This is a genomic window from Flavobacterium sinopsychrotolerans (assembly GCF_900110375.1).
GTDB lineage: Bacteria > Bacteroidota > Bacteroidia > Flavobacteriales > Flavobacteriaceae > Flavobacterium > Flavobacterium sinopsychrotolerans.
The window spans coordinates 51,248-68,691 of sequence record NZ_FODN01000003.1 but is presented as its reverse complement, the minus strand read 5'-3'; the positions used below and the strand labels follow the sequence as shown (position 1 = coordinate 68,691).

Below are 17,444 nucleotides of genomic sequence, written 5' to 3'. Positions count from 1 at the left end.
ATAATCAAATTTGTTAGTATCTGTACTAATTTTGTAACGTATAAAAAAGAAAAGAAGATGGAAAGAGCAATTGTACACATGGATTTAGATACTTTTTTTGTGTCCTGTGAAAGACTGGGGAATTCAAAACTGGAGGGAATCCCTTTGATTATTGGTGGCGGAGATCGTGGTGTCGTGGCTTCTTGTTCTTATGAGGCCCGGACTTTCGGAGTGCGTTCCGCCATGCCTATTAAAATGGCACTCCGCCTCTGCCCTCAGGCAAAAGTGATGAAAGGCGATATGGAATTGTATTCCAAATTATCGCATGACGTAACCGAAGTGATCCAAGAAAAAGCACCAATTGTAGAAAAAGCCAGCATCGATGAATTTTACCTCGATATCACGGGTATGGATAAATTCTATGGGGGCTACAAATGGACTAACGAACTGGCACATTCCGTTACTAAAGAAACTGGTCTACCAATAAGCTTTGCTTTATCGGTTAACAAAACGGTTTCCAAAATTGGTACCGGCGAAGCCAAACCCAAAGGAAACTTAGAAATACCAGAAAATAAGGTGCGGTCTTTCTTAAATCCGCTTTCGATTCAAAAAATACCCATGGTGGGCGATGTGACATTTCAACTGTTATCCCGAATTGGAATCCGTACCATTCAGACCCTTTCAGAAATGCCTGCCGAAGTATTGCAACGGATGATTGGCAAGAATGGTATCGACATTTGGAAGAAAGCCAATGGCATCGATAACAATCCAGTGGAACCCTACACGGAACGGAAATCCATTTCAACGGAACATACTTTTAGTCAGGATACCATTGATATTCCAAAATTAAAATCAATACTGATTGGAATGGTAGAGAAATTAGCCTTCCAATTACGTTCTGAAGAATGGCTGACTTCCACTGTGGTGATCAAAATTAGATACTCCAATTTTGACACCGAAACCAAACAATGCAAAGTAGCCTATACCTCAGCCGATCATACGCTGACCAAAACCGTTACCGACTTATTTGATAAAGTTTACCAACGTCGGATGCGGCTCCGTTTAATCGGAATTCGTTTCAGTGGGTTGGTTCGTGGCACGTATCAAATCAACTTGTTTGAAGATACCGAAGAAATGCTGTCGCTATACCAAGCCATGGACAAAATGAAAACACGTTATGGCTTTGATGCTGTAATGCGGTGTGCAGGAGCAACGTTTAAACCCAACAACAAATCGGAAATTTTAAAACGAAAAACCTAAAGATATACCCCTTGCTTGTAATTATTTAAATCCGGATAAAAAGCATTAATTTAAAAGAAAATACTAATTATAATTGAAATGTCAGCCTGAGGTTTATTTAAAAAAAACTATAAATAATGATGTTTTATACTTAGGTTAAATTATAAATCAAGTTTAAATCGCTTACGAGATTCAACTGTCCTTAGCTTTCGCAGTCGAGAGTCAAATGTTTGAAGAATACGTAAAAAGAAAAGCTGTTTGAGCGTAGCGAGTGCTGCCTCTTTTAGACTCGAGCCGAAGGCGAACAGAGCAAAGCTAATTCGAAAACTTAATTTGACCGACGAGGAAGCGCAAGACTTGATTTTTTTGTTTCTTTTTTGATCAAGCAAAAAAGAAAATTAATAAGTCTAATTTTCACTTTTAATAAAAACCTTATTGGTAGCTTGTCGAAGACCATCTAAAAAGTAGCGCACAACAAGCTTAGAGTGAATAAATAAACTAAACATCATAAAAACTTAATTACACACGGATTAAATAGATATTAAATTATGTACCTCAACTGTCATTCTTTTCATTCCCTGCGCTACGGCACCATACCGCTGTTGGATCTTATCCAGCAGGCTGTTGTTTGTGGGGTTAAGACAATGGCATTAACGGACATCAACACGGTTACTGGTATCTATGATTTTACAAAAGCCTGTAACGAAGTTGGGATTAAACCAATCGTCGGAATAGAATTTCGCTGCAACCATCAATTGCGGTACATCGGTTTGGCTAAAAATGCTGATGGGCTCGCCGAAATGAACCGCTTTCTGACCAAACATAATTTTGAAAATAGTCCTTTGCCATTGGCTGCTCCTTCATTTAATGACGTATGCATTATTTACCCTTTCGAAAATAGGCCAACGGAATTAAAAAACCATGAATATATAGGCATTGCTCCCGATCAGCTTCCCAAATTATTTCTTCCCGAATGGAATTTTTGGCTTACCAAAATGGTGATTTTACAAACTGTTACCTTTAGAACTAAAAGAGAATTCAATCTTCATAAAATCCTAAGAGCTATTGATACTAATGTGATTTTGTCCAAATTGACTGATGCTGATCATTGCAAGACGTCTGAGGTAATGATTCCTTTGGAGGAACTGCTTTCAAAATTTGAGGAATATCCACAGATCATCGAAAACACACAGAAGCTGATGGATCAATGTCATTTTGATTTTGATTTCAAAACACCAAAAAACAAAAAATACTATTCTGGGAGTCAGGAAAGTGATAGGCAGCTTTTGACGAAATTAGCTTACGAAGGAGTATTAAAAAAGTACGGTGCCTATAATCCGCAAGCGTTAGCACGAGTAGAAAAAGAATTAAAGGTGATTGACCAATTGGAATTCAGCGGCTATTTCCTGATTACGTGGGACATCATCCAATACAGCATGAGTCAGGGCTTTTTGCATATCGGTCGGGGTAGCGGTGCCAACAGTATAGTGAGTTACTGTCTAGGAATAACGGACATCTGCCCTATTGAACTCGATTTGTATTTTGAACGCTTCCTGAATGTGAACCGCAAGAGTCCGCCCGATTTTGACATTGACTGGTCCTGGAAAGAACGCGATACCATTCTCCGATACATTTTTGACACTTATGGTGCCGATCATGTTGCTTTCTGTGGAACAAATGTGGAATTTAAGTACCGCTCCATTTTCAGGGAAGTGGGTAAAGTTTTTGGATTGCCAAAAGAGGAATTAGATGCTTTGGCTAAAAACCCAATGGCGTTACATGATAAAAATCAAATCGTAAAGCTAGTGCAGGAATACGGTATGCTACTCGAAAAATACCCCAACCAACGCAGCATGCATTCCTGCGGTATCTTAATCTCAGAAGAACCCATTACCAATTATACGCCTCTGGAAATGCCTCCGAAAGGATTTCCAATCGTGCTGTTCGATATGCACATTGCAGAGGATATCGGTTTTGAAAAGTTTGATATTCTGAGCCAGCGCGGGATTGGTCATATCGATGACAGTGTGAAGTTGATTGAAAAAAATCAGGGGATTAAAGTCGACATCCGAGATACTGCTATATCAAAAAATGAGGCGAAGGCCAATCATTTTCTAAGCCACGGAAAAACCATTGGATGCTTTTACATCGAAAGCCCTGCCATGCGGGGCTTGTTGCGCCGACTGAAATGCGATAACTACAAGATACTTGTTGCAGCTTCCTCAATCATCCGTCCGGGTGTGGCTCAATCGGGTATGATGAAAGAATACATTTTCCGGCACAACCATCCGGATCGTTTTGAATATTTTCATGACGTTTTTAAGGAACAACTCGGAGAAACATATGGGGTGATGGTCTATCAGGAAGACGTAATCAAGATTGCTTTGCATTATGCAGGACTTCCGGCTGCCGATGGTGATATTCTGCGACGTGCCATGAGTGGGAAAGGACGCTCTAAAGCGGCTTTGCAAAAAGTAAAAGACAATTACTTTGCCTGCTGTGCACAAAAAGGACATCCGGTAAAGTTGAGCGAAGAAATATACCGTCAGATTGAATCTTTTGCTGGCTATTCCTTTTGTAAAGCGCACTCTGCTTCTTACGCTGTCGAGAGTTACCAAAGTCTTTATCTTAAGGTCTACTACCCTATTGAATTCATGGTAGCGGTAATCAACAACCAGGGTGGATTTTACCGTACCGAAGTATATGTTCATGAAGCTAAAATGTCGGGGGCTACCATTCAGAATCCCTGTGTAAACAAGAGTGACTATGAAACTACGGTGTACGGCATCGACGTCTACCTTGGTTTTATGCATCTGGAAGGTTTGGAAAGTAAAGTAGCGCATGGTATAGTTAAAGAGCGTGAGCAACAGGGTGAATTCAAATCTTTAGAAGATTTCATCAATCGGATTCCCATAGGGATTGAAGGCATACAGATTTTAATTTTTATCGGAGCGTTCCGCTATACCGGTAAAACAAAAAACCAATTGCTGGTGATCGCCAGACTGATTTTGGTCAACTTCAAACCCGAAAACAGAAACCTGATGTTGCTACAGGAACCAATCAAAGAATATGAACTCCCTATACTCGAACGCTCCCCTTTTGAAGATGCGTTTGATGAAATCGAGCTGCTGAGTTTTCCGGTCTCCTGTACCCCATTCGATTTATTGCAGACCAAATATCGGGGGGACGTAATGGCGAAAGATTTATTGAGTCACCATAAAAAAACGGTAAAGATGCTGGCCTATCTTATTTCCAGAAAGCACGTGCCCACCAAAATGGGTGCCATGTATTTTGGAACTTGGGTCGACATCGAAGGCGAATATTTCGACACCGCACATTTTACTAAAAGTTTGGAGAAATATCCGTTCCAAGGCGGTGGCTGTTATTTGCTATTAGGAACTGTAGAAGTGGACTACCACTTTCCTACTATTACCATTTCCAAAATGGCTAAAATGCCGTTCCTCCCCGATCCAAGATATTCCAACACCAGCGACCGGCAATATAAAGTACACCAACAAATTCGGGAAGATGTCAGCATGACACATCGAGCACCGTATCCTCAGGAGCATGAAATTAATTTACCAAGAAATAAGATGATCAATGACTAACAAAATGGTATTAGAATGTTTTCAGGCCTTAAATCAAAAGTGTTAGAAAACAACGAAGAAGCATAGTGGCAGCGCTCCACGAGTTGAGCCTGCAAGGCGAACGGCTTGGGGCGCGGAACGACGCTTCAAGGTAGTTTTCAAGCTTTTGATTTGCCAGCCTTGACTTTTTGCTTCTTTTGTGTCAAGACAAAAGAAGATAAATTATATAAATCACATGAAAAATCAGGAATACGCAATAGTAGATATAGAAACCACAGGCGGGAATGCCAGTGGCAGCCGCATTACAGAAATTGCCATTATTATCCATAACGGAACTAACATAATAGACCGTTGGGAAACGCTCGTCAACCCAGAAAAGGAAATACCGCTTGCCATTTTTTCGCTAACCGGAATTAACAATGAAATGGTACGGGACGCACCCATTTTTGATGCCATTTCTGAAAAAGTTTTAGAAATGCTTACCGGACGTATTTTCGTTGCCCATAATGTGAACTTTGATTATTCGTTTGTTCGCCACCAACTCGAAGCAAGCGGATTCAAGTGGACTGCACCAAAATTGTGTACCGTTCGCGCCGCTAGAAAGATTAAATCGGGACTGGCTTCATATAGCTTGGGAAGGCTTTGCCAATCCTTAGATATTCCTTTGACAAACCAACATCGTGCTGGTGGTGATGCAGATGCCACAGCCATCCTATTTTCTCGTTTGCTGGAATGGGATGTTGAAGGAGTAATCGAAAAAATGATAAAAAAAACTTCTCAAGACCAGCGTTTACCTCCTAACCTGCCACCTGCTGATTTTGAGCAGTTACCGGATAAAGCAGGGGTGTATTATTTTTACGATCAGACAAGAAAAGTCATTTACGTAGGAAAGGCGATCAACTTAAAAAAACGGGTCGCTTCCCATTTCAGTGGCCATAATATCACGCCACAAAGGCAAAACTTTCTGAGGGACATACACGGTATTTCCTTTGAAGTCTGTGCTACCGAATTAATGGCACTGTTGCTGGAATGTACTGAAATTAAGAAACTGTGGCCCACCTACAACAGGGCACTAAAACGCTTTGACCCTAAATATGGACTGTATGAGTATGAAGCCCGCAGCGGTTACCGATATCTGGCAATTGGAAAACTGGGCAAATTTCAGGCTAGCATAGAGTCTTTCAATAGTTTGTACAAAGGCATCAATGTATTGCGCAGCCTATCCGAACAATTTGGCATTGATAATCGATTCTGTAATTACGGCATGGAGGACCACGGAGAATTCATTCCAAAACCAGACCGGAACGATTTACCTGAAGTGGAAATACACAACGAACAAGTCGAAAACGCTATTGATTTTTTAGTAAAAAACAGGCCCAGCTTTGCCATTATAGACAAAGGCAGGTCTGCAGAAGAACGCAGTTGTATTTGGGTTGAAAACGGTCACTTTTATGGCATGGGATATATTGCTTCGGATATAGGATTTACGGATCCCTCTGAGATAAAAGATTATGTCACTCCTTATAAAAGCAACCAATACACTGTAGATTTAATCCTTGCGTATGCTGAGAAATATCCGGGTAAGGTACTTTTTAAACAAAAGCATAAAGAATTATGACACTCTTCAATGACATAGAAATATTTACATCTGGCACTGGCGGAAAAAAGGTTTTTGACCTTCCGGATACGGAACTCATGCTGTACGACAATTTTTTCACGAAAGAAGAATCCGACCATTATTACACTACCTTACTTAACAACACGCCATGGCAGAAATATGCTATGGAAATATACGATAAAACAGTTACTGTCCCAAGAATGATTTCGTGGTACGAAGACAGAGACAATCCCGGTGCCGTTCTCACCAAACCGGACTGGACACCCGACTTACGATCGATACGGGAAAGAGTAGAAAAGGAAACACAAGTTAAATTCAATAGTGTTTTACTAAACCTATACCGCAACGGCAAAGATGCTGTATCATGGCACAGTGATCGCGAACAGAATTTTGGTAAGGATGCAATAATTGCATCAGTAAGTTTCGGCGAAACCCGTATGTTCCAATTGCGACATAAATTCAGGAAAGAGATTCCTCAGGTAGAAATACCCTTGCATCACGGTTCGCTTTTATTAATGGCAGGAACAACGCAAAGCTTTTGGCAGCATCAGGTGCCAAAAACAGCAAAAGATATCCTCCCCCGCATCAATCTTACTTTTAGACAGATTAACCGTGAGTTGTGATAAATTACTGATATTGAATAAAAGTATTAATTTAGTGATCCCATTTATCGGAAGTACCTATAAATAGAAAAATGACTGATAACCAACGAACTAATCCGATTTTTAGACGCTCAAAACCAAGTATACCTAAAGGCCCTCTCAGAAATAAAAAATAATAAAAAGAACACCCACTGGATGTGGTATATTTTCCCTCAAATTAAGGGCCTGAATTCCAGTGAAACGGCACAGTATTACGGAATTAAAGATTTGAACGAGGCTGCTACATATTTACAGCATCCTATCTTGGGTAAACATCTGATTGAAATTTCCGAGGAACTATTGAATCTCAAAAGGTGCCGCAAGCCAATGCTTTTTTAACTCGTATTCTCTTTTCCATTCTAAAAACTGAACACTGTAAATACAAGTTTCATCAATGAGTTTATTGAGTTTTGCAATTGGTATTTTCCTTACAATGGATTAGGAATGCACACGAACACGATAAAGTATTCATTCTTTATAATGTTACCTACTCCTGCAAAAATGTCCTGTTCTAAAAGTGCATCACAGATTAGCTTTTCAGATATTGCTTTTAATTTGACTTTTGCATTCTTTCTAGACCATAAATGCATATGAGAAAATGTTGACCCCAACTTTTAAACTCAATTACCTTTCTCTCAAGTAAAAGACTCTGGTCAATTTTACTGTTACCATTAACGGCGATATTTTTTTCCGGTAAATTTTGCAGGCATTTCTTTGACTAATAGTATGGCTGATCCTTCTGGCACGGCCTTAAGCTGATTTAGTTTTCTTAACTGCTAAACTTGCTTTTAGCATATCCATTAAATTATCACTTTGTTTATGTGCTATCTCTATTTTTGGCGCGGTGATTTTTTTACCTTTCGATTTTTCCTCTATCCGCTTTAAGAGTTTATCAGTGTAAGTATCTTTATATTTTTTAATGTCAAATTTTTCGGTGAGCTGCTCAACTAATTTATTTGCCATATCCATTTCTTTGGATTTAGTTTTTGACAGCGGCGGTAACTTTAAATCAGAAGGTTCATTTATCTCCTGGCTATAACGTATGCGATTGAGCACAATCACATTTTTATAAGGCTTCAGTATCGCTAGGCCTTCCTTATTTCGCAATACAAATGTTGTAACTCCGACCTTGCCTGATGATTGTAAAGCATCGCGCAGTAAGGCATACGCATTCATTGCTGTTTTTTCAGGCTCAAGATAATAGGGTTGTTCATAATACAGGCTGTCAATTTCCCGCTCGTCAACGAAATTTATTATCTCAATCATTTTGGTTTTAACGGCATCGGCTGCCTCAAAATCTTCCTCTTCCAAAATCACATAGCCAGTCTCTAATTTAAATCCCTTTACAATATCTGCGTAAGCAACTTCCTTACCCGTGTTTTCATTAACTCGCTTGAATTTTATATTAGCGTGGTCTTTACTGTCAAGCATGTCAAGGTCGATGGAACTTTCCTGCACTGCAGAAAATAATTTTACGGGAATATTTATTAACCCGAAGCTGATAGTTCCTGTCCAGATTGGTCTCATATCATTTTATTTTTTAATGATTATAATTTTAATTCTATATCTCTAATGTATACTTCTCCTTTATAGGGATGAATGGAAGAATGATATTGATAGTTTGTGATGTGGAGCAGATAATATGTCATGATATCGCACCAACATATTTCTTCTTTAAATATTTTTATTTCGGGAAGTTTTCCTTTCTGACAACTATTTTCTTTATCATACAAATATTTTCCATTGTTTTGTTTACACCATTTTTCAAAAGCAAGCAGTTCATCCGGATGGGAAAAAACAATTTTAAAATGCGTTTCTTCTTTAACTGATTTTAAATCTTTATTGATATAGTGATGATATTTGTGACGATGGCGAATTATTTTTGCGGTATACATTTTATTGGTTTTATTTAATTAATCTGACTCGGAATCATTGGCACTTATATTATTATTATTGTGTTGCCATTGATATTTCTAATAGCTACTCCCCTGTTTCTGAATGCGGAGCATCCACAGGTTTTGATTGCGGTGACCCCTCTTCCCTTAAATAAATTGAAAGAAAAATTATTGCAAATATGGACAAAAATTCACTCTGCCAATTCTGAAATGATTCAAACCAAAATCTGCTGTTGCTTAAATACACGTACATGGTTTCCGTGCTTTTTCCTTCCAGTATTTGCGTTTGATTAAAATCCTTATTACTGCCATACAAATGCAGAACGAAGGAGATGATGAATAATAACCACAACGAAAACGTGAGCGAATGTTTATAAAGCGAAAGAATAATCCCTCCTTTACGAACAGCCCATGGAGCGTCGGGATGCTTTTGTGGTTCTCTGACAACTTCCTCCTTACCGTGCAATGCTTTTGATTCAGAAGAACCTTTCTGACGCAGGAAAACGGTGAACCAAACAAATAATGCCATTTGAAAAAATTCGCTTTCCCAATTTTCAAATGTTGCTTCTATAAAATGACCGCTTGTCAAATAGTGCAAAATGCCCACAGAATCTTGACTGTATTCATTTAGAAAATCATTGTATTGGCATAAACCTGTAAATATCTGCGCTATGATAGTAATAACAGCCAGTAATAGAAAAGCAATGCTTAAACTGTTATTATATAGAAACGAATATTTTGTTTTGTCAGCCATACTTGAAACAGTTAATTTTCTTCTTAATTTTTTTGGGAAACTTTAAACCTTTACTTTTTTCATTCAATTCTTTGGTATCCACATTTTGTCGCTCCAATCTTCTTCTTAACGTGAAAGAATTTCGTTTGTGCGTCGCTTTTGTATGCCATATTATTCTTTAGTGTATGTTTTAATAACTTTTTCCAGATTAATTCCTTTGCCAAGCACGGGCTTAAAAATATCTCCTGCGCTTTTTATTCTTTCTAGAGCATTATAAATTGTAAAATCACTCATTTTCAATCCTTTCTTCACTTCATCCCAATGCAAAGGCATCGAAACCGTTGCGCCGGGTTTTGGTCTCAAAGAGTAGGGTGCCGCTACTGTGGCTTGTGGTCTGTTTTGTAAAAAATCAATGTACATTTTTCCTTTTCTTGCTTTTACAATACGTTCTGTGCTAGTATATTTTGGAATTTCTCGTTGCACTAGTGTGGCTATGATTCGTGCAAACTCTTTTGATTGGTCATAAGTGTATTTTGCCCCAAATGGAATGTAAATATGTATGCCCGTTGAGCCGCTAGTTTTTGGATAAGCAGTAACTCCCATGCTTTCTAAAATATCTTTGGTGACATTTGCTGCTTCTATAACCTGTTGAAATGTATTTTCGGCAGGGTCCAAATCGATAATGCACCAATCGGGATAATCTTCTGTTTTCACTTTACTGTGCCAAGGATTCATTTCAATGCAGCCTAAATTTGCCATGTACAGTAAACTCGCATCATCCTTTGCTATCAAATAATTTCTTAGCCTTTCATCAGCCTCGCTTTTATACTCAAAAGTTTCAATCCAGTCGGGAGCAGTTCCCGTCACATCTTTAAAATAAAAACTCTCTCCCGTAATGCCATCCGGATGTCTATTCATGGATTGCGGCCTGTCTTTTAAATACGGCAAAATGTAAGGTGCAACCTGATAATAATAATTGAGCAGGTCACGCTTGGTGATTTTTTCGTCAGGCCAATAAATTTTATTGAGGTTGGTAAATTTTATTTCATGACCATTAATTTCACGTAGTTGGGTTTCATCTGTGGGATTTAAAAATGTTTTGCGGCCTTTGGATCCAACAGGTTTTACTATTTTTTTCAATTCTGCTTTTTCCTCCATAATTATTTCATTTGTGTCAACTGCTTCCTCTCTAATAACATCTTTTGCTTTTTTATCAATTCGCATGGCTTGAAAAGACGGATGCCGCATAATCCCGTCAGTTGTCATTTCAGTAAAGCTTACTTCGCAAACCAATTCTGGTTTCATCCAAATTGCTGTTGCTTGGGGAGGATTGCGCTGAAAGCGTGATGGTTTGTTTATGTCCGGCAGTTCTTTAAAGGGTGGTGTTTTAATTATGTAAGGCTTAAATTGTTTGAGCATTTCTATCTGCTGCTTATCGTTAAAACCTGTTCCTGCTTTGCCTGTATAAATCAACTCCCCATTTTCATAGACGCCAAGTAATAATGAGCTAAATGATTTTGAGGAATCCTCATTTTTAGAATAACCGCCAATGACCATTTCCTGTCTTTTATTGGCTTTAATTTTTAACCAATCCTTTGAACGACTCCCCGCAGAATAAACACTATCTGATTTTTTTGCGATGATTCCTTCCAACCCCATCTTCTTTGCGGTTTCAAAAAATTCTATTCCGCTTACGTCAAAATTTTCGCTGAAGCGAATGTTGTCATTTTCAGGAATAATTTGTTTCAAAATGTTTCTTCTTTCACTTAATGGTAATTGCATCAAGTTTTTTCCATTTATCCAAAGCAAATCAAAAACATAAAAATATAGTACTCCATCGGCTTCGCTTCTCCAGTTTTGCAAAGCACCATAATTTGGTTTACTATCTTCGTCGAGCACTACCACTTCACCGTCTACCACTGCATTAATGTTCCATTCCTCAAGGGCTTTATGAATAGAATAAAACTTTTTGTCAAAAGATTTATCGTTTCTGGATTTTAATTCTACTTGATCTTTACTACAGAACGCAAGCGCACGGTAACCGTCCCATTTTATTTCATATTGCCAACCTTCTTTATCAAAAGGCTTATCTACCATCGTAGCAAACATCGGCGACAAATTAAAGGGAAACTTGCTACGTTTTCCTGCGGCAATAATAGTATCGAGTATGTTTTTTTTTACTTTATCTTTTTTATTTTTTTCCGAAGCAGCTCGTACGTCACTGCGTTTGTTGAGAGAATTTTCTTTTTTGCTTTTAACTGAAGATTCTTTTACTCGCTTTGCTCCATAGAAATTAGTGGATGTTTTTTCTACCTGTGCCAATGTCTTTTTGGAGATAACTGATTTGTCTTTTAAGGTTATATCTTCTGTAGAAACATATTTGTCTTTCACCTTAAACAGTAGCCAGGCGTTTTCTCCTCTGCCTTGCGTTTTTACAAGGGCAAATTCACCTTTTAGTTTTTTTCCGTCTAATGCAATGTGTAATTTTCCGGTATGAATCCCTTTTCTTAATTCTTTGTCCTGCGTATCCTTATCCTTGCCATTTGCATCGGCAATCTCATAAAAACCTTCATCCCAAACGATAACCGTACCAGCACCATAACCGTTCGGAATTATTCCTTCGAAGTTTCTATAATCATAAGGATGGTCTTCTACCATCATAGCAAGTCTCTTTACTTCAGGGTCAGTGGAAGGACCTTTAGGCACTGCCCAACTTTTAAGCACGCCTTCCATTTCCAATCTGAAATCATAATGCAAATGGGAAGCATCATGCTTCTGAATAACAAAGCGAAGTTTATCACTATCAGGATTACCGCCTCTCGGTTCAGGGCTTTCATCAAAATTTCGTTTCTCTATATATTTAGTAAGTGCCATGTATATAGTTTTTAAATTTTAAATCACGCTTCGTAGACTGTAATTCCGCTATATGATGGAACATAACTTTACAACTCTCCATATATAACCTTTTTTTAGGCTGGCAATAATCACTTTGATTTCGCGACCTGACAGCTGAAGGAAGAATTGCTGATTTAATGTACCATTCTGTTTTTTAATTAAAAATTATTCTATTTCTAATGAGTTCACACTTACCTTTGTAAATTATTTCTTTGTTCGGTAAAAAAAAGGGTGACATTTTACATGCCACCTCTTCTTTTAATCCGTTTTACTAACGGTAGATTTCTTCTCCTCTGTTTTCTCGCCATGATTTTTCAATGTGATTCGCATCGTCATCATTTCTCGGATGAACACCCATCACAATACGTCCTTGTTTTACGCCAGATTCATATAGTTTGGCACGTTCTTCGGGAATTCCCGAACCCACTAAGGCTCCGATTACTCCGCCTGCAATTCCGCCTGCACCTGCACCTGCAAGACCTGCGGCAAGAGGCCCGGCTACCAGTAAACCAAGACCAGGAATGACCAAGCTTGTCCCTAATGCGGCAACGACACCTACAATGGCACCTACAGTTCCACCAATCGCAGAACCTTTTCCAGCGCCTTCAGCTGCTTTTGTACCTATTTCTGTTTCTTTAACATCTTGTGTGAAATGTTTTTTACGGGTTTCATCTGACATTATTAAATTAATATCATCCTTGGCATACCCTCTTTCATGAAGGGAGTTATAGGCATTTTCCGCACTTTCGCGGTCAGCAAACATTCCTGTCAGCATTCTTTTTCCAGTTTTAGTTTCTTCCGGCTCGTTGTGATTTCTTTCTGTTTCCATTGTTTATTAATTTAAGATTAGAATTATTAAATACTTTACTAAATTCATTATTTGAGAGAATCCTTTTTAATTTTGTCATTTGGCAACAAATACATATCTTTCTTTTTATTGGTAGTCGTTTCCTTAATGGTAGTTTTTCTGGAAATAATCTTTTTTGTTTTAGTATTTCTCGTGTGGCCCGCCATATCCATGTGTTGCCCCTCTTTCATCATCATCTTTGTACCGTCTTTTTTCATTACCGTTCCGTCGGGCATTACTTTTGTTCCATTACCCATAGCCATTTCGTGATCCAACATGGTCCGTTTTCCCTGTTTGACCATCATCAACTTTCCATTTTTCATCATTACGCCGTCGGGAAAGGATGTATAGGTCGTTTGACCATTTATTCCTTTGGTCATTTTATGACGGTTGGTATCATCATGATTCATTTTATTTTTGGTTGAATCCTTTTGGGCGAACAAACACATTGAAAAGCAGAACGCCACACTTATAAAAATTACTTTTTTCATTTTAATTGATTTTAAAAGATTAGTATAAAAATTATTTATGAATGATGTTAAAAAATAAAAAGTCTCGTCTTTCTTTTGAGTGATGAGCCAATGAAATTATATGGGATATTATCCTCTTTGTTATTTGTTATAATGAAACTACGATCGATAAAATATCATCACTGAAAAGATAATTCATAATTAACTTATTATCAATTAATTACAAGGTTTTTAAAAGAAAACACAAACATCATTTCCATTTTTTTGATTAAAAAATCTTTAACCGTTACAATTAATGAACGGACTCTAAATAAGATTTAAAATTCAGTATATCGGCCTGTACCAGTTTTTCGAAATAAGGATTTAGAAGTTTTGCAGCACTTTCTCCGGCGATTCCTAAAGGAGCATGATAAGAAATAGTCACATCAATTTCGGTAGCTTTTCCTTTTGGCTTAAAAAAAACTTTTCCGGCATTTTTGATAGTAGAGTCCGGTAGGGAATTCCAACTGATAACTCGATTCTTTTTATCATTTACTATTTCGGCTTTCCATGATACCTGTCCAATACCAGCAGGACCTTTTACCGTCCATTTAGAAGTCGTGTAACTAATAGGTTCTACTGATTCCAGATGGGTCATAAATTTTGGCAAATTTTCAAGATCGCGCCAAAAAGCATACACTTCGCTAACCGGTTTATTAATAACACTGCTTATGCGAATATTAATGTTTGAGGCTTTATCATTTTTTAAATGATCTACGGCATCATATATGGGACAATATCCAGAAATTCCACGCATTAGCATTGCTCCGCCAGCACTGATTTCACCGATGCTTTTGTGTTCTTTAGAGACCCCTTTATATAATAAAAAGGCTCCACTTGTAATCATTACGATTCTCTCAAGTGTTGATACATTTGCTTTACTTTTTGAAGTATTTGAATTATGAATTGCTGTTTTTGCTTCCATGATTTTTATATTTAAGTTAATATGATTATCCGTTTCTAATACGAAAAAGATTATTTCACCCACAGATTAAAAAGATTTCCACAGACTAGGAGCTAAAAACAATAGTCTAGTCAAAAAATCTGTGAAATCTTTTTAATCTGTGGCAAAAAAGATAACCTTGGCCCGCTGAGCGGACAGTCATACTAATTTACTTGTGAATTTATACCTACTTCAATAATCTCTTTAAAGGTTGTTCTGTCTCAATTTTTATATGAAAAAAAACACCTTCTTTGTTTTTTTTATGGAGTTGGTTATTAAGTTAACTTTTTTGAGTATTAAAAATTTATGTGGAAAATACCTAGTGTATTTTTTAGTATGGTCTGCTGACTACTATAGAATAGTCTTGTCTGTTCTATCTTTGTTAATTTTGCTGGGTATATTTCTTAAATAATAATAAAAACCGCTGGGTATTGAAGCGGTTTCTTAAGCTAAATTAAAACTGGCGTGGATTTATCGGATTGGTGTTATCGATATCGCCATCAGTATCATTTAAATCATCTTCCTGAAAATCGTCTTCTTCATCAAGATTATCTTCTTCATCACCAGAATCTTCTTCATCAGAATCTTCTTCATCAGAATCTTCTTCATCAGAATCTTCTTCAAATTCATCTTCTTCAAATTCATCTTCTTCAAATTCATCTTCTTCATCAAGTGGATCTTCTTCATCTATTTCATTCTCACTATCAAGAGTGTTTTCGTCATCAAAATCGTCACCTGTATCAAGGCTTTGACTAATATGCTGTTCTTTGTCATTAGTAACTGAATTATCTAATGGAGAACCTAAATCATTGTCTTTGTCTTTAGAAAACTGGTCATACTGACTGTTATTTTCTCTTTCTTCTATATTCATAATACTAGGGTTTTTAAATGGTTATTTTTTTGTATTTTTGTCTTCCTTTTTTGTATCGGCAGAAGATTTAGAGCTACTTTTTGAAGCAGTTTCTTTAGTGTCAGCTTTTTTTGTATCAGCTTTTGTATCTGATGATTTTGTACCCGTAGTGCTGCTTTTTTTTTCGTTTGAAGTTTTCATAATATTTAGTTTTTAAAGATTTATTATTGTAAATATACAAATGATTAAACGGCAAAATGTTATATAATATTTAGATATAATTACATGATTAACAGGTTTATAACATACTCATTCATCATAGATTTCTTCTTCACTATATAGTATTAATAATAGAGTCAATAATAATGCTTAATGTTCTACAAAAAGGATTGTTATTATTCAGCTGCTACATTATTAACGAGATTTAGTGCAATATCATTAAGTAGCCAATCAGCCTCTTTTTCTTCAGCGAGAGTTTGTGTCAGTAATTTTGAAGCATCATTTTCGCCTAGTGCTTTTGCAAAGGCACATAAGGTACCATATGTTGCAATTTCATAGTGTTCTATTTTTTGCGAAGCAGCAATGATGCCTGCATCTCTTACAGCTCCCTGATCAGTTTCTTCAAGAATACTGTCGCTTTCTTTTAGAAGTCCGGTCATAGCCTCGCATTTTTTTCCTTAAACATCAACAAATTATTAATCTAATTCCAATTCGCGAAGTAATGGAAGCTTGGAAAGCAGATTACAAAACTATGCAAGAACAAATAATTTATGTCGATTCTCCTTCGTTTGAAGAAATAATCGAAGAACTAATAAAATTAAAGAATAAGATTAATACTTTCGAGTGGACGATGGCGAGTAAATTCCCGATACCACATAACTAATCAGTAAACATTAGGGGCAATCAATCGGTCTCTTTTCGGTCGTTCTCTTTGTTCCGTTCGGCAGCTCCAGTCGGTCAACCTTACATTTTCATAAGAACATTTTGGAAATAAGCAATTTATTATTTCAATTCAATAGTTAGGTTTCCCTCCGTTCCGCAGACACTTCACAGCACTAAAAAAAACAGCAGCTTGAAAATAAGCAGCTGTTTTTTTGCACTGTTGCGTTCCTCATCTTCACACGTTCACTTCCTGCGTTCGGCAGGGCTACTGCATCCACAATACCGCTTCATTCCGTTACACTCCGCACGCTCCGTTACACTGCATTCCAGCAGTATCATGTCTGTCGCCCTTTATTTTTTCAGCGGTGGCGCTCTTCGTACAGCCATCGGGGTTGGCGCCGTTCCGTAAAAAGCGTCACTTTGCCCTAAATCAAGGTACGCAAAAGGCTGTCTCTTATTTTTTCCCCGCCGTTACACGCTCTTTCTCCTTCATTTTGCGTTTCGTTCCTCGCCAGCTGCAATTCTCGGCTTCAGGTGGCTGTTCGATTGCCGCAACCCCGCCACTGCGCTCCTCGTCTCGTCCGAAAAGGACAAGACTGCGGTGCTTGGGGGTGTTTGATTGCCGTTTCCATAATAACGCCCCCCGAAGAACCTCAACAAGACGATGGTGCAATTTCTTGAAAAGAAAAAGAAAAAAATCCAGCAAACATAGCATCCATTCCTCACTTTCAGTCGGTTTACCCTGAACTTGTTTCAGGGTCTGTTCCAATATTTGTTTCAGGGTCGCCCTCCATTTTCGTTCGTCATTTCTGCTGTTTTAGTGGCT

Annotated in this window: 15 protein-coding genes and 2 pseudogenes; 6 read left to right on the top strand and 11 right to left on the bottom strand. The window is 37.7% G+C overall.

The features are described from left to right. Positions 1–57 precede the first annotated feature (57 nt). The 5 genes and pseudogenes from dinB to BMX64_RS07150 form a co-directional block, all read left to right on the top strand. Positions 58–1,239: a DNA polymerase IV gene (gene dinB / locus BMX64_RS07170; protein ID WP_091169269.1), complete on the top strand. Its 1,182-nt coding sequence runs from the start codon at positions 58–60 to the stop codon at positions 1,237–1,239. Positions 1,240–1,766: 527 nt separating this feature from the next. Next, the gene (locus BMX64_RS07165; protein ID WP_091169265.1) at positions 1,767–4,826 is read left to right on the top strand and encodes a DNA polymerase III subunit alpha; all 3,060 of its coding nucleotides are present in this window, start codon (positions 1,767–1,769) and stop codon (positions 4,824–4,826) included. A 214-nt stretch (positions 4,827–5,040) separates the two neighbouring features. Continuing rightward, positions 5,041–6,423, top strand: coding sequence for an exonuclease domain-containing protein (locus BMX64_RS07160; protein ID WP_091169260.1), 1,383 nt, complete (start codon positions 5,041–5,043; stop codon positions 6,421–6,423). Next, positions 6,420–7,046 carry an alpha-ketoglutarate-dependent dioxygenase AlkB family protein gene (locus BMX64_RS07155; protein WP_091169257.1) on the top strand — a complete coding sequence of 209 codons (627 nt, stop codon included), beginning with the start codon at positions 6,420–6,422 and terminating at the stop codon, positions 7,044–7,046. Before BMX64_RS07160 ends, BMX64_RS07155 begins: the two co-directional genes overlap by 4 nt. 75 nt (positions 7,047–7,121) lie before the next feature. Beyond that, positions 7,122–7,376: pseudogene (locus BMX64_RS07150) on the top strand (DUF1810 family protein); the annotation flags it as partial. Between the two features lie 438 nt (positions 7,377–7,814). Here the strand turns inward: BMX64_RS07150 and ku are convergent. The 10 genes and pseudogenes from ku to BMX64_RS07100 all read right to left on the bottom strand — a co-directional run. Next, positions 7,815–8,591 (bottom strand): non-homologous end joining protein Ku, encoded by a 777-nt coding sequence (ku, locus tag BMX64_RS07140; RefSeq protein WP_091169250.1) that lies wholly within the window; start codon positions 8,589–8,591, stop codon positions 7,815–7,817. A gap of 20 nt (positions 8,592–8,611) precedes the next feature. Continuing rightward, positions 8,612–8,959 (bottom strand): hypothetical protein, encoded by a 348-nt coding sequence (locus tag BMX64_RS07135; RefSeq protein WP_091169247.1) that lies wholly within the window; start codon positions 8,957–8,959, stop codon positions 8,612–8,614. A gap of 85 nt (positions 8,960–9,044) precedes the next feature. Then, on the bottom strand, positions 9,045–9,713 hold the full coding sequence (locus BMX64_RS07130; RefSeq protein ID WP_091169243.1) for a DUF6766 family protein: 669 nt from the start codon (positions 9,711–9,713) through the stop codon (positions 9,045–9,047). Between the two features lie 150 nt (positions 9,714–9,863). Next, the gene (gene ligD, locus BMX64_RS07125) at positions 9,864–12,566 is read right to left on the bottom strand and encodes a DNA ligase D (RefSeq protein WP_091169239.1); all 2,703 of its coding nucleotides are present in this window, start codon (positions 12,564–12,566) and stop codon (positions 9,864–9,866) included. Between the two features lie 292 nt (positions 12,567–12,858). Continuing rightward, positions 12,859–13,416 carry a DUF456 domain-containing protein gene (locus BMX64_RS07120; RefSeq protein ID WP_091169235.1) on the bottom strand — a complete coding sequence of 186 codons (558 nt, stop codon included), beginning with the start codon at positions 13,414–13,416 and terminating at the stop codon, positions 12,859–12,861. Between the two features lie 47 nt (positions 13,417–13,463). Continuing rightward, positions 13,464–13,925, bottom strand: coding sequence for a DUF6799 domain-containing protein (locus BMX64_RS07115; protein WP_143056062.1), 462 nt, complete (start codon positions 13,923–13,925; stop codon positions 13,464–13,466). A gap of 271 nt (positions 13,926–14,196) precedes the next feature. Continuing rightward, positions 14,197–14,868, bottom strand: coding sequence for an SRPBCC family protein (locus tag BMX64_RS07110; RefSeq protein WP_091170136.1), 672 nt, complete (start codon positions 14,866–14,868; stop codon positions 14,197–14,199). Between the two features lie 472 nt (positions 14,869–15,340). After that, positions 15,341–15,757, bottom strand: a complete 417-nt coding sequence (locus BMX64_RS15770; RefSeq protein WP_091169227.1) for a hypothetical protein — start codon at positions 15,755–15,757, stop codon at positions 15,341–15,343. Positions 15,758–15,778: 21 nt separating this feature from the next. Continuing rightward, positions 15,779–15,937, bottom strand: a complete 159-nt coding sequence (locus tag BMX64_RS15680) for a hypothetical protein (protein WP_167543037.1) — start codon at positions 15,935–15,937, stop codon at positions 15,779–15,781. A 194-nt stretch (positions 15,938–16,131) separates the two neighbouring features. Next, positions 16,132–16,413, bottom strand: a pseudogene (locus tag BMX64_RS07100) (YciE/YciF ferroxidase family protein); the annotation flags it as partial. Between the two features lie 44 nt (positions 16,414–16,457). On the opposite strand from BMX64_RS07100, the gene BMX64_RS15675 reads away from it, so the two are divergent. Next, positions 16,458–16,619 carry a hypothetical protein gene (locus BMX64_RS15675; protein WP_167543036.1) on the top strand — a complete coding sequence of 54 codons (162 nt, stop codon included), beginning with the start codon at positions 16,458–16,460 and terminating at the stop codon, positions 16,617–16,619. 453 nt (positions 16,620–17,072) lie between these two features. On the opposite strand, the gene BMX64_RS07095 is transcribed toward BMX64_RS15675, so the two are convergent. Beyond that, positions 17,073–17,387, bottom strand: coding sequence for a hypothetical protein (locus BMX64_RS07095; RefSeq protein WP_091169223.1), 315 nt, complete (start codon positions 17,385–17,387; stop codon positions 17,073–17,075). Positions 17,388–17,444: the final 57 nt, after the last annotated feature.